Source organism: Pseudorhodoferax soli (genome assembly GCF_003337555.1).
In the GTDB taxonomy this organism is placed as follows: Bacteria; Pseudomonadota; Gammaproteobacteria; order Burkholderiales; family Burkholderiaceae_C; genus Pseudorhodoferax; species Pseudorhodoferax soli.
Window position 1 is genome coordinate 492,830 of the sequence record NZ_QPJK01000004.1, and the last position, 12,466, is coordinate 505,295.

Genomic DNA, 12,466 nt, shown 5'->3' on the forward strand with positions numbered 1-12,466 from the left:
CCTACCAACATGCGCCCGGCCGCACGCAAAGGATCAGGCTCCGTGGCCTCCTACGGCGTCGATGGCGCGCGAAGACGTGGCAGCCGCCCCGGCGGTGTCCGCCAGCTGCTGCGCAATGCGCTGGAATTCGGCCTGGATGTCCAGGAAGGCATCGACCACACCCGGGTCGAACTGGGTGCCGCGCCCTTCCGCAATGGCCTGTACCGCCTGCGCGTGCGGCACGGGCTGGCGGTACAGGCGCCCGCTCGCGAGCGCCTCGTAGGCGTCCACCACGGCCACCAGCCGCGCCGCCGGTGCGATGGCCTCGCCAGCCAGGCCATGCGGATAGCCGCTGCCGTCCCAGCGCTCCTGGTGCGCACGGGCCATGGTGCCGGCCATTTGCAGCAAGGGCGTGCTGCCGCCCAGCTCCTGCGCGATGTGTTGCAGCAGCGTGTGGCCATGCTCGGCGTGCCGGCGCACGATGCCACGCTCCTCGGTGCTCAGCGCCCCGGCCTTGAAGAGGATGCGGTCCGGCACATCCGCCATGCCGATGTCGTACAGCGGCACCGCCTTGACCATGAGCCGCACCGCCTCCTCCGTCAACGCCGGGGCGTAGCGCGGGTCCAGCTGCAGGCGGTCCGCCAGCGCCTGCAGACCGGCCTGCAGGCGCTGCACATGCCGTCCGCCTTCGAACGCGCGGGCGTGCAGCAGCCCCGCCATGGTGCCGATGATCGCGTCGTACTGGCGCTCCGCCACTGCCAGGCGGCGCGCCACTTCGTGCTCCAGGAACTGGTTCTGGTCGCGCAGGAAATCGGCCGTGGCCTTCAGGCGCAGCTGGGCCGCGATGCGCGCCAGCACGATGGGCGGGCTGACCGGCTTGGCGATGTAGTCGACCGCGCCCATGCCCAGGCCCATCTCCTCGTCCACGGCGTCGTCCAGCACGGTCAGGAAGATGACCGGGATGTCGCGCGTGCGCGGGTCCTGCTTGATCCGACCGCAGACCGCGTAGCCGTCCATCTCGGGCATCACCACGTCCAGCAGCACCAGGTCGGGCAAGGAGCCGCGACGCAGCAGCTGCAGCGCCCGCGGGCCGCTGTTCGCAGCGCGGACGGCGTACCGACCCTGCAGGATGCCAGCCAGCAAGGCCAGGTTCTCGGGCACGTCGTCGACGACGAGGATGGTGGCCCGTGCAGTGGGGTCGTGCGTGGCGTGCATGGCGTCTTCCGATGGCGTTGTCGCATGCAGTGTATGCGCGTAGACCCTCGTGATATGGACTGCACACACCACCCATACTGGCCCGCATCTCCACAACCACTTTGACAACATGAACATGCTGCGCGCTCTTGCAATCCGCCTGCTCCAGGGCTTTCTGTTGGTGCTGGCCGTGGTGGTCCTGAACTTCATGCTGGTGCATGCCGCACCCGGCGATCCGGTCGAGACCATTGCCGGCGCCAGCGGCGGCATGAGCCCCGAACTCATGGCGCAGCTGCGCAGCCAGTACGGGCTGGACCGCCCGCTGCCGGTGCAGCTGGGCATCTACCTCGGCCACGTGCTGAGCGGCGACCTGGGCTATTCGTACTTCTTCAACCTGCCGGTGGCGCAGATGATCTTCGAGCGCGTGCCCGCCACGCTGCTGTTGGTGGTCTCGGCCGTGCTGCTGGCCTTCGTGGCCGGCACGCTGCTGGGCGTGCTGTCCGCGCGCCGGCCCAACGGCCTGCTGTCCCAGTGCATCACCGTGCTCTCGCTGGTGGGCTTCGCCGCGCCGGTGTTCTGGACCGGCATGCTGCTGGTGCTGCTGTTCGCGTCGGTGCTGCCGATCCTGCCGGTGTCCGGCATGCGCTCGGCCGACTCGGTCGGCGCCAGCGGCCTGACCGACATGCTGGACGTGCTGCACCACCTGGTGCTGCCCACCGTCACGCTGGCCTTGGTCTACCTCGCGCAATACAGCCGGCTGGCGCGCTCGTCGATGCTGGACGTGCTCGGCTCGGACTACATCCGCACCGCGCGCGCCAAGGGCCTGGCCGAGCACGTGGTGCTCTACAAGCACGCGCTGCGCAACGCGCTGCTGCCAGTGGTCACCATGCTGGGCCTGCAATTCGGCAACGTGATGGCCGGCGCCATCATCGTGGAGACCGTCTTCAACTGGCCGGGACTGGGCCGCCTGGCCTTCGACTCGGTGCTGCGGCGCGACTACCCGACCATCCTCGGGGTGCTGCTGTTCTCCTCCATCGTGGTGGTGGTCATGAACCTGCTCACGGACCTCGCCTACCGCTTCATCGACCCCCGCATCAAGACCGCCTGAGGCCCACCATGACCACGACAGCCCCACCCCTGGACCCCCTGTCGGCCGCGCGGCCGGCACCCGCCGCCCTCGCGGCCGAGCATCCCGCACGGGAAGCACTGCGCATGTTCATGCGCAACCGCACGGCCATCGCCGGCATGGTGATGCTGATCGCCGTGCTGCTGGTGGCCATCGCGGGCCCCTGGGTCTACCCAGCCGACCCCTTCGAGATCCGCACCATGCCGCTGACACCGCCGTTCAGCGAGGACGCCTGGCTGGGCAGCGACCAGCTCGGCCGCGATGTGCTGACCGGCATCGTCTACGGCGGCCGCGCCACGCTGATGGTGGGGGCCTTCGCGGCGCTGCTGTCGGTGGCCATCGGCGTCACGCTGGGCGCGCTGGCCGGCTACTACGGCGGCCGCGTGGACGCGCTGCTGATGCGCGTGACCGAGTTCTTCCAGGTGCTGCCGGCGCTGCTGTTCGCGATGGTGGTGGTCACGCTGTTCTCGCCTTCGCTGGTCACCGTCACGCTGGCCATCGGCATCGTCAGCTGGCCCGGCACCGCACGGCTCGCGCGGGCCGAGTTCCTCAAGACCAAGAACCTGGAGTTCGTGCGCGCCGAACGTGCCATCGGCGCGCGCGACGCCCGCATCATCTGGAAGGTGATCCTGCCCAACGCACTGCCTTCGCTGGTGGTGTCGGCCACGCTGGCCGTGGGCGCTGCCATCCTGTTCGAGGCCGGCCTGTCCTTCCTCGGCCTGGGCGACCCGAACCAGATGAGCTGGGGCCTCATGATCGGCTCGGCGCGCCAGTACGTGCTGTCGTGCTGGTGGGCCGTGGCCTTCCCGGGCGCTGCGATCTTCGTCACCGTGCTGGCCGTCAGCCTGATCGGCGACGGCCTCAACGATGCCTTGAACCCCAAACTCCGGGAGCGGTGATGGACAAGCCACTGTTGCAGGTCAAGGACCTGCGCGTCACCTTCAGCAGCCGCCGCGGCGAAGCCATGGTGCTCAACGGCGTGGACTTCGCCATCCGCGGCGGCGAGACGCTGTGCGTGGTCGGCGAATCGGGCTGTGGCAAGAGCATGACGGCGCTGGCGCTGCTGCGCCTGATCCCCTCGCCGCCAGGCCGCATCACGGGCGGCCAGGTGCTGTTCCAGGGCGAGGACCTGCTGACCGCCGACGACGCCCGCATGCGCGCCGTGCGCGGCAACCGCATCTCCATGATCTTCCAGGAGCCCATGACCTCGCTGAACCCCGTGTTCACCGTGGGCGAGCAGATCGCCGAGTCGCTGCGGCTGCATGCGGGCCTCGACCCTGCGGCCGCGCAGGCGCGGGCGGTGGAGATGCTCAAGCAGGTGGGCATCCCGGCGCCCGAGCGCCGCGTGAACGACTACCCGCACCAGATGTCCGGCGGCATGCGCCAGCGCGTGATGATCGCCATGGCACTGGCCTGCCGGCCCGACATCCTGATCGCCGACGAGCCCACCACCGCACTCGATGTCACCGTGCAGGCCCAGATCTTCGACCTGCTGCGCGATCTGCAGCGCGAGAAGGGCACGGCCATCCTCATGATCACGCACGACATGGGCGCCGTGGCCGAAATGGCCGACCGCGTGATGGTCATGTACGCCGGCCGCGTGATCGAACAAGGCAGCTGCGACCAGGTGCTGTCGGCGCCGGCCCACCCCTACACACGCGGCCTGATCGCCTGCCTGCCCGAACTGGGCAGCAGCCAGGCGCCCGCGCGAGAGGACCTGCCCGAGATCCCGGGCGTGGTGCCCTCGATCTGGGAACTGGGCAGCGGCTGCGCCTTCCGCGCGCGCTGCAGGGAGGCCCTGCCGCGCTGCGCGAGCGAGGTGCCGCCACTGGTCACGCTGGCAGCGGACGCCTCCGGCAACGACCACGGCGTGGCTTGCTGGCTGCACACCCAGGCGCCGAAGCTGCGCGCACGCACCGAGGAACTGGCATGAACGCGCGCACCGAAGACATCCTGCTGCAGGTCGACGACCTGCAGGTGCATTTCCCGCGGCCGCGCAGCGGCATGTTCCAGCCGCCCGAGGTCGTCAAGGCCGTCGATGGCGTGTCCTTCCGCGTGCGCCGCGGCAGCACGCTGGCCGTGGTCGGCGAATCGGGCTCGGGCAAGACGACCACGGCGCTGGCCGTGATGCGGCTGGCGCCCGTGACGGCCGGCCGCATGCGGCTGGGCGACACCGACCTGGCGGCGCTGTCCGGCGAACCCCTGCGCCAGGCGCGCCGGCGCATGCAGATCGTGTTCCAGGACCCGTTCTCCTCGCTGAACCCGCGCCAGCGCGCCGGTGCCGCCGTGCGCGCGCCCCTGGACCTCATGCAGGTCGGCACCCCCGCCGAGCGCGAGGCCCGCGTGGCCGAGTTGTTCACGCAGGTCGGCCTGCGGCCCGAGCAGCAGCACCTCTTCCCGCACCAGTTCTCGGGCGGCCAGCGCCAGCGCATCAACATCGCGCGCGCGCTGGCCACCAACCCCGAGCTGGTGGTGTGCGACGAACCCGTGTCGGCACTGGACATCGCGATCCGCGCGCAGATCCTGAACCTGCTGGCACGGCTGCAGAAGGACCTGGGCCTGACCTTCCTGTTCATCTCGCACGACATGGCCGTGGTCGAGCACATCTGCGACGACATCGCCGTGATGTACCTGGGCCAGATCGTCGAGCAGGGGCCGCGCAAGACCTTCTTCGCCCGGCCGCTGCACCCCTACAGCGTGGCGCTGATGTCCGCCGTGCCCGCGGTGGGCGGCGGGCGCCAGCGCGCCGCGCAGCGCATCAAGCTCATGGGCGATCCACCGAGCCCGATCAACCCGCCGCCCGGCTGCCGCTTCGCCGGCCGCTGCCCGGTGGCCGTGCCCGCCTGCGCGGCCGAACTGCCGCCGCTGCGCGAGGCCGCGCCCGGACACTGGGTGCGCTGCATCCGTGTCGAGCACCACGCCGGAGTCCCTGTCCCACCGCTGGCGATGCCCGCCTGAAAGCCACACCACCCGCATGACCACCACCATCTACCGCGCCCGCAAGATCATCACGCTCGAAGCCGGCCAGCCCGAAGCCACGCACGTGGCCGTCCGCGATGGCCGCATCCTGGCCGTCGGCGACCTGGAGCGCTGCGCCGCCTGGGGGCCTTACCAGCTCGACGAACGCTTCGCCGACAAGGTGCTGCTGCCGGGCCTGGTCGAAGGCCATTGCCACCTCAAGGAAGGCAGCATGTGGGAGTGGACGTACACCGGCTGGTTCGACCGGCGCGACCCGGCCGGCACCACATGGCCAGGGCTGCGTTCCATGGACGCCGTGGTCGCGCGCCTGTCCGAGATGGCCGCGCGCGCGGACGCCGAGGGCCGCCCGGCCGGCGAGCCGCTGATCGCCTGGGGCTTCGACCCGATCTACTTCGGCGGCGAGCGCATGACGGTCGAGCACCTGGACCGCGCCAGCGCCACGCGGCCGATCGTGGTCGCGCATGCCAACGGCCACCTCATGAACGTGAACACGGCCATGCTGCGCACTGCCGAGATCACGCGGGACAACGAGGTCGAGGGCGTGGTCAAGTTCGCCGCCGGCCATGCGCAGGCCGGCGAGCCCACGGGCGAGTTGCAGGAGCCGGCCGCCATGTTCCTGGTGCTGCGCAAGGTCGGCAATGCCGGCCTGCTGGCACCGATGACCGAGGCCGGCGTGCGCTCCTTCGCGCGGCTGGCCTGCCGCCAGGGCGTGACCACCGCCACCGACCTCGTCAACAAGCTGACCACGGACGACGTGCGCGTGCTGGAGAGCGCACTGGCCGACGACGCCGTCTCCATCCGCATCCTGCCGGCCTTCCAGGCCTTCCACGGCACGCACGCCGCGCAGGCCGGCGCCGAACACGTCAAGGCGCTGATGGCGCGCAACACCGACCGGCTGCGCTACGGCCTGGTCAAGATGATGCTGGACGGCTCGATCCAGGGCTTCTCGGCGCGGCTGCGCTGGCCCGGCCACTTCAACGGCGCGCCCAATGGCATCTGGGTCATGGCGCCCGCGCAGTACGAGGCCGATTTCGAGACCTACCACCGCGCCGGCCTGCTGGTGCATACCCACACCAACGGCGACGAGGCCAGCGAGGTCGCCATCGACGCCATCGGCCGCGTGCTGGCGCGCGCGCCACGGCCCGACCACCGCCACACGCTGCAACACGGCCAGATGATCGACGCGCCGCTGTTCCGCCGCATGGCCGCGCTGGGCCTGGCCGCCAACCTGTTCGCCAACCACCTTTGGTACTGGGGCGACCAGCACTACGAGATGACCATGGGCCCGGACCGCGCCATGCGGCTGGATGCCTGCGCCAGCGCACTGGCGGCCGGCGTGCCGCTGGCGATCCACTCCGATGCGCCGGTCACGCCGTTGGCGCCGTTGTTCACGGCCTGGTGCGCGGTCAACCGCGTGACGCCCAAGGGCCGCGTGCTCGGCGAGGGCGAACGGTTGACGGTGCTGCAGGCCTTGCACGCGGTCACGCTGGGGCCGGCCTACACGCTGAGGCTGGACCACGAGATCGGCTCCATCGCCTGCGGCAAGCGTGCCGACTTTTGCGTGCTCGAAGACGATCCGCTCAGCGTCGATCCGATGGCGCTGAAGGACATCCGCGTCTGGGGCACGGTGCTGTCCGGCCGCGTGTTCCAGGCGGATTGAGGCCCATGGCCTGTGCGCCGCCGCGCCTGCCGCTGACCGTCATCGGCGGCTTCCTGGGCGCCGGCAAGACCACACTGCTGAACCACTGGCTGCGCCACGCCGACGGCCAGCGCCTGGCGGTGCTGGTGAACGACTTCGGCGCGCTGAATGTCGACGCTGCACTGATCGAACACAACAGCGGCGACACCCTCGCGCTGAGCAACGGCTGCGTCTGCTGCCAGATCGGCGACGACCTGTCGCGCGCGCTGATCGGCGTGCTGGAGCAGCGTGCGCGTTTCGACGCGGTGGTCATCGAGGCCAGCGGCGTTTCCGACCCCTGGCGCATCGCCCAGCTCGGCAAGGCCGATCCGGCGCTGGTGCTCGATGGCGTGGTGGTGCTGGTCGATGCCGACGCAGTGCTGGCACAGGCCGCCGACCGGCTGCTGACCGACACACTGGCGCGCCAGTTGGCGCAGGCCGACCTGGTGCTGCTGAACAAGGCGGACCTGGCCGATGCCGCGACGCTGCAGCGCGTGCATGCCTGGGTCGCCACGCACGCGCCGCGCGCCCGCCGCTGCGAGACCGTGCGCGCCGAAGCGCCGCTGGCGCTGCTGAGCGGCACCGCACTGCTGCGCGCGGCCGAGCCGCCAGCACCGCGCAGCGACGCGCGCTTGCACTTCCCGCAGGCGCGCCACGGCCAGCAGTTCGCAACCTGGTCGGCGCGGCCGCCGCACGGCCTGCCGCAGGAGCGGCTGGCGCAATGGCTCGCCGAGGTGCCGGCCGGTGTGCTGCGCATGAAGGGCATCGTGCGCACCGGGCCCGACGACTGGCACGCACTGCAGTTCGCCGGCCGCCACGCCAGCCTGCGGCCCGCTGCGGCGCCCGATGGCGGCGCGATGCTGGTCGCGATCGGGCTTGCAGGGCAGTTGCCGGTGGCGGCGCTGGAGGCGTTGGTGCACGAAACCGGCGGCACGATGCCGGCTTGACCGTGCCTGTGGCACAGGCATAGCATCGCGCACCCCTTGCAGGGGGACAAGACCCACAACAGGAGACAAGCGATGAATCGAATGATCTTGGGGGTGCTCCCTTGCGTGCTCGCGGCCTGCGGCACGCCTTCCACCATGACGACAGCCACACCGCAGGGGGCCGTGCCCATGCTGTCGCACCAGGCGGTGCTGACCAAACTCGACAGCCCATGGGACATGGCCTTCCTGCCCAACGGCACCATGTTCTTCACCGAGAAATGCCTCGGCCTCTCGGTGCGGCAGACCAACGGCACGGTCGTCAAGCTGCTCGGCATGAAGGATGCGAAGGGCTATGCCGCCAGCGCAGGCGATCTGTTCTGCGAAGGCCAGGCCGGCATGATGGGGGTGGCCGTCGATCCGAACTTCGCCAGCAACCGCTACCTCTACGTCATGTCGACCTCGAGCATGACGGCGCCCGGCACCAACCGCGTGATGCGGTTCAAGGTCAACGAAGGTGCCACTGCCGTGTCCGAGCGCGTCGACATCGTCGCCGACATTCCGTACAAGCCGCGCGCCAGCGACCACCCGTTCGGCGGCCCCGGCGCGCACAACGGCGGGCGCATCCGCTTCAGCCCGGGCGACGGCTACCTGTACGTGACCACCGGCGACACGCACAACGGCGAGGTGCCGCAGAGCCCGACCCGTGTCGGCGGCAAGGTGCTGCGCATCGACCGCGACGGCAAGGCCGCTCCGGGCAACGGCGCGCCGGCCGGCTTCGACCCGCGCATCTACACCTACGGCCACCGCAATCCGCAGGGCATCGCCTTCCGGCCAGGCACCAACCAGCCCTACACCGCCGAGAACGGCCCCTGGCACTCCGACGAGGTGACGGCCCTGGTGCCGGGCGGCAACGCCGGCTGGGACCCGCGCCCCAACATGGCCGGCCGCGGCCCCTGCCCCGACAACTACTGTGGCTACAGCCCCAACCAGATGGGCGCGGTGGACCCCAAGGTGCGCTCGGTCTTCATGCCGATGACGGACAGCAAGACCTACCCGAACGCGATGAAGCCGGCCTGGAACAACGACGGGCTGTCGCAGGGCATGTCCTCCGGCACCTTCCTGTCGGGCCCGCAATGGAAGGGCTGGGACGGCCGCATGGTCATCAGCCTGACCGGCATCGGCATCCACGGCACGCCGGTGGGCAACCGGCTGGACGTGCTGGCCATCGCGGCCGATGGCCTGTCGGCCACGCGCACCACGGTCACGCTGCCCATGCCGGCCGGGCGCTTCCGCTCGCTGGTGCAGGGACCCGACGGCAACCTGTACGTGGCCACGGACGAGGGCGCGATCGCGCGCCTGACGCCGGGCTGAGGCGGGCCATGCGGACAGCCGTGCTGCTCTGCGTCGCGGGTGTGCTCGGCGCGGCCGCGCCGGCCGTACTTGCCCAAGACGACGAGATGTACAAGAGCAAGAACTGCTTTGCCTGTCACCGCGTCGACCGCAACCACCTGGGTCCCGCGTTCAAGGCCGTCGGGGCCAAGTACGCTGACGAGGCCGGGGCCGATGCCAAGCTGGCGCAGAAGATCCGCGAGGGCAGCGGCGGCGTCTGGGGCACGACGCCGATGCCGCCGCAGGCCCAGGTCACCGAAGCCGAGGCCCTGACGCTGGCGCGCTGGATCCTGTCGCTCAAGTGAGCCGCTGCGGCCCGCGCAGCAGCCGGCCGGGCAGCGCGCCGGTGCGCTGGCCGTTCTCCATGATGGCCTCGCCGGCCTTGAAGGTGGCGCGGTAGCCCTCGGCCGTCTGCACCAGGCGGCGCCCGCCGGCCGGCAGGTCGAAGGCCACGTAGGGCGGCGGAATGCGCAGGCGCGCGAAGTCGATGATGTTCACATCGGCCAGGTAGCCCGGCTGCAGCAGGCCGCGGTCGTGCAGGCCGTAGATGGCGGCGGTGCCCTGGGTCTGGCGCTGCACCATGAGTTCCAGCGGCAGCGTGGGCCCGCGCGTGCGGTCGCGCGCCCAGTGCGTGAGCATGTAGGTGGGCATGCTCACGTCGCAGATGTAGCCGCAGTGCGCGCCGCCATCGGCCAGGCTCATCATCGTGCGCGGGTGCTGCAGCTGGGTGTGCAGCTGGCTGAGGTCGTTGTAGGCGTAGTTGAAGCTCGGGAAGTAGACGATGCCCTTGCCGTCCAGCGCCATCAGCATGTCGTAGGCCACCTCCAGCGGCGAGCGGCCTTCGCGCTGCGCGATGGAGGCGATGCTGTTCTCCTGCGCCGGCTCGTAATCGGGCTCCGCGCCCAGCGCATACATCTTGTGGAAGCTCTGCGTGAGGTAGGCCAGGCGCGAGTCGTGCTCCATGGCCTGGCGCATGGCGGCGGCGTCGGTCAGTTGGGCGCGCACCGCGGGGTCGCGCAGGCGCGCCAACTTCTCATCCCACGGCAGCGGCGCCAGCTGCTGCCACAGCGGGTGCGCCATGAAGGGGTGGGTGGACCCCAGCCATGCCATCAGGATGCCGGCCGGCCGGCCCGCCACGGCGCCGTAGAGCGGGATGTCTTCCTGCTGCGCGGCGTCCAGCGCGGCCAGCAGGCGCTTCCAGGTGTCGGGCGTCTGGTCGGTCTGCACCAGCGCGAAGGCCACGGGCAGGCGGTTGCGCCGCGCCACCTCGGCCAGCCAGGGCACCTCGGTCTCCATCTGGCTGTGGTTGGACGTCATCTGGAACACGCCGTGGCCCACCTCGCCCATGGCGCGTGCGATGCCGAGGATCTCGTCGGGCGAGGCGAAGGTGCCGGGCGGGTACTTGCGCTGCTGGTACTTGTGGATCAGCGTGCGCGTGGTCGAGAAGCCCAGCGCACCGGCCGTCAGGGCCTCGCGCACCAGCTGCACCATCTGTGCGATGTCTGCGGGCGTGGCCTCGTCGTGCGTGATGCCGCGCTCGCCCATCACATAGGTGCGCAGCGCGGAGTGCGGGATCTGCGCGCCGACATCGAGCGCGCGCGGCTTGCGCGCCAAGGCGTCCAGGTACTCGGGGAAGCTCTCCCACTCCCACTGGATGCCTTCCTCCAGCACGGTGCCGGGGATGTCTTCCACGCCCTCCATCACGCTGATGAGCCAGTCGTGCTTGTCGGGCCGCACCGGCGCGAAGCCCACGCCGCAGTTGCCCATGACCACGCTGGTCACGCCGTGGTCGGTGGACGGGCTCAGGTACGGATCCCAGGTGACCTGGCCGTCGTAGTGGGTGTGCACGTCGACCCAACCCGGCGTGACGATGGCGCCCGTGGCATCGACCTCGCGCCTGCCGGCGCCCAGCTTGCCGCCGACTTCGGCGATGCGGCCCCCGGTGATGCCGACATCGCCGGTGAAGCGCGGCGCGCCGCTGCCGTCGACGATGGTGCCGCCGCGGATGACGGTATCGAACATGGTGGTCTTCCTTCTCAATCCAGTTTGATCTTGGCAGCGCGGATCACTTCGCCCCAGCGCTCGGTGTCGCGCTGCACGATGGCCGCGAAATCGGCGCCGGACGCGCCGGAGGGCTCGTTGCCCTGGGCCTCGATGAGCCTGAGCATCTCGGGGCTGCGCACGATCTTGGCGAGGATGGCCGAGATCTTCTGCGCCGTGGCCGGCGCCATGTGGCCGGGGCCGAAGATGCCCTGCCAGCCCACGATGTCCAGGCCCTGAACGCCCTGCTCGACCATGGTGGGCACATCGGGCAGCGCCGACACGCGTGTCGGCTCGCCGCGCCCAGGCCCTTGGCCTTGCCCGACTTGATGGCCTGTACCGCGGTGGCCGTGCCGTCGAAGTACAGCTGCACGTCGCCGGCCATCAGCGCCTGCGAGGCGTCGGCGGTGCCCTTGTAGGGCACGTGGACCATGTCGATGCCGGCGCGCATCTTGAGCAGTTCACCGTTCAGGTGCGAGGTCGAGCCCAGCGCGAACGAGGCGAAGTTGAGCTTGCCCGGATTGGCCTTGGCATAGGCCACCAGTTCGCGCACCGAGTTGTACGGCGCGTTGATGGGCGCGGTCAGCACGGTGGCCGACTTCATCACCTGCGTGAGCGGCGTGAAGTCCTTGACCGGGTCGTAGGGCAGCTTGCTGTACAGGTGCGGGTTCTGCGTGTGCGTGACGACGATGGTGTAGAGCAGCGTGTGGCCGTCGGCCGGAGCGCGTGCCACCTCGGAAGCACCGATGAACGTGCCGGCGCCCGGCTTGTTGTCGACCACCACAGGCTGGCCGCCCAGCTCCTCGCTGAACATGCGCGCGATCAGCCGTGCCGTGTTGTCCGACCCGGCGCCGGCCGAGAACGGCACGACGATGCGGATGGGCTTGCCGGGGATCGGGAAGCCGGTCTGGGCGTGGGCCGGCAGCCATGGGGCAGCGCCGAGCAGGCCAGCCAGCGGCAGGGCCAGCAGGCCACGGCGGGAAAAGGTGCGCATGGGGTCGTCTCCTCTGTAGGCCCGCGCGGGAGTGGCGCGGGAAGCCGCTATGCAAGCGCTTGCATCCATTGTTGTCGACGCTGTTTTTGAGCCGCATCCGGGAATTCACCAATCGATGTGACCGATGGATCAAGATCTTCACAGCGCAACGCGTGCCGGCG

10 protein-coding genes and 1 pseudogene are annotated in these 12,466 nt (G+C 70.4%); 8 read left to right on the forward strand and 3 right to left on the reverse strand.

The window, feature by feature from the left end:
* Positions 1-33: 33 nt before the first annotated feature.
* On the reverse strand, positions 34-1,194 hold the full coding sequence (locus tag DES41_RS17065) for a response regulator (RefSeq protein WP_114468842.1): 1,161 nt from the start codon (positions 1,192-1,194) through the stop codon (positions 34-36).
* A 109-nt stretch (positions 1,195-1,303) separates the two neighbouring features.
* On the opposite strand from DES41_RS17065, the gene DES41_RS17070 reads away from it, so the two are divergent.
* From DES41_RS17070 to DES41_RS17105, 8 genes are all read left to right on the forward strand, one after another.
* Positions 1,304-2,281, forward strand: coding sequence for an ABC transporter permease (locus DES41_RS17070; RefSeq protein ID WP_114468843.1), 978 nt, complete (start codon positions 1,304-1,306; stop codon positions 2,279-2,281).
* Between the two features lie 8 nt (positions 2,282-2,289).
* Positions 2,290-3,198 (forward strand): ABC transporter permease, encoded by a 909-nt coding sequence (locus DES41_RS17075; protein WP_114468844.1) that lies wholly within the window; start codon positions 2,290-2,292, stop codon positions 3,196-3,198.
* Positions 3,198-4,232 (forward strand): ABC transporter ATP-binding protein, encoded by a 1,035-nt coding sequence (locus DES41_RS17080; RefSeq protein ID WP_114468845.1) that lies wholly within the window; start codon positions 3,198-3,200, stop codon positions 4,230-4,232. Before DES41_RS17075 ends, DES41_RS17080 begins: the two co-directional genes overlap by 1 nt.
* A complete protein-coding gene (locus DES41_RS17085; RefSeq protein ID WP_114468846.1) occupies positions 4,229-5,257 on the forward strand; it encodes an ABC transporter ATP-binding protein in 1,029 nt (342 codons plus the stop codon). Before DES41_RS17080 ends, DES41_RS17085 begins: the two co-directional genes overlap by 4 nt.
* Before the next feature lie 16 nt (positions 5,258-5,273).
* Positions 5,274-6,938: an amidohydrolase gene (locus DES41_RS17090; RefSeq protein WP_114468847.1), complete on the forward strand. Its 1,665-nt coding sequence runs from the start codon at positions 5,274-5,276 to the stop codon at positions 6,936-6,938.
* Positions 6,939-6,943: 5 nt separating this feature from the next.
* The gene (locus DES41_RS17095; protein ID WP_114468848.1) at positions 6,944-7,903 is read left to right on the forward strand and encodes a CobW family GTP-binding protein; all 960 of its coding nucleotides are present in this window, start codon (positions 6,944-6,946) and stop codon (positions 7,901-7,903) included.
* Between the two features lie 72 nt (positions 7,904-7,975).
* Complete coding sequence (locus DES41_RS17100; RefSeq protein WP_245965743.1) at positions 7,976-9,253, forward strand: PQQ-dependent sugar dehydrogenase; 1,278 nt, start codon at positions 7,976-7,978, stop codon at positions 9,251-9,253.
* Between the two features lie 8 nt (positions 9,254-9,261).
* Positions 9,262-9,576 carry a c-type cytochrome gene (locus tag DES41_RS17105; RefSeq protein WP_114468849.1) on the forward strand — a complete coding sequence of 105 codons (315 nt, stop codon included), beginning with the start codon at positions 9,262-9,264 and terminating at the stop codon, positions 9,574-9,576.
* Here the strand turns inward: DES41_RS17105 and DES41_RS17110 are convergent.
* Together DES41_RS17110 and DES41_RS39110 are read right to left on the reverse strand one after the other, a co-directional pair.
* Positions 9,569-11,293: an N-acyl-D-amino-acid deacylase family protein gene (locus tag DES41_RS17110; protein ID WP_114468850.1), complete on the reverse strand. Its 1,725-nt coding sequence runs from the start codon at positions 11,291-11,293 to the stop codon at positions 9,569-9,571. The genes DES41_RS17105 and DES41_RS17110 overlap by 8 nt on opposite strands.
* Positions 11,294-11,307: 14 nt before the next feature.
* A pseudogene (locus tag DES41_RS39110) lies at positions 11,308-12,374 on the reverse strand (Bug family tripartite tricarboxylate transporter substrate binding protein).
* Positions 12,375-12,466 lie beyond the last annotated feature (92 nt).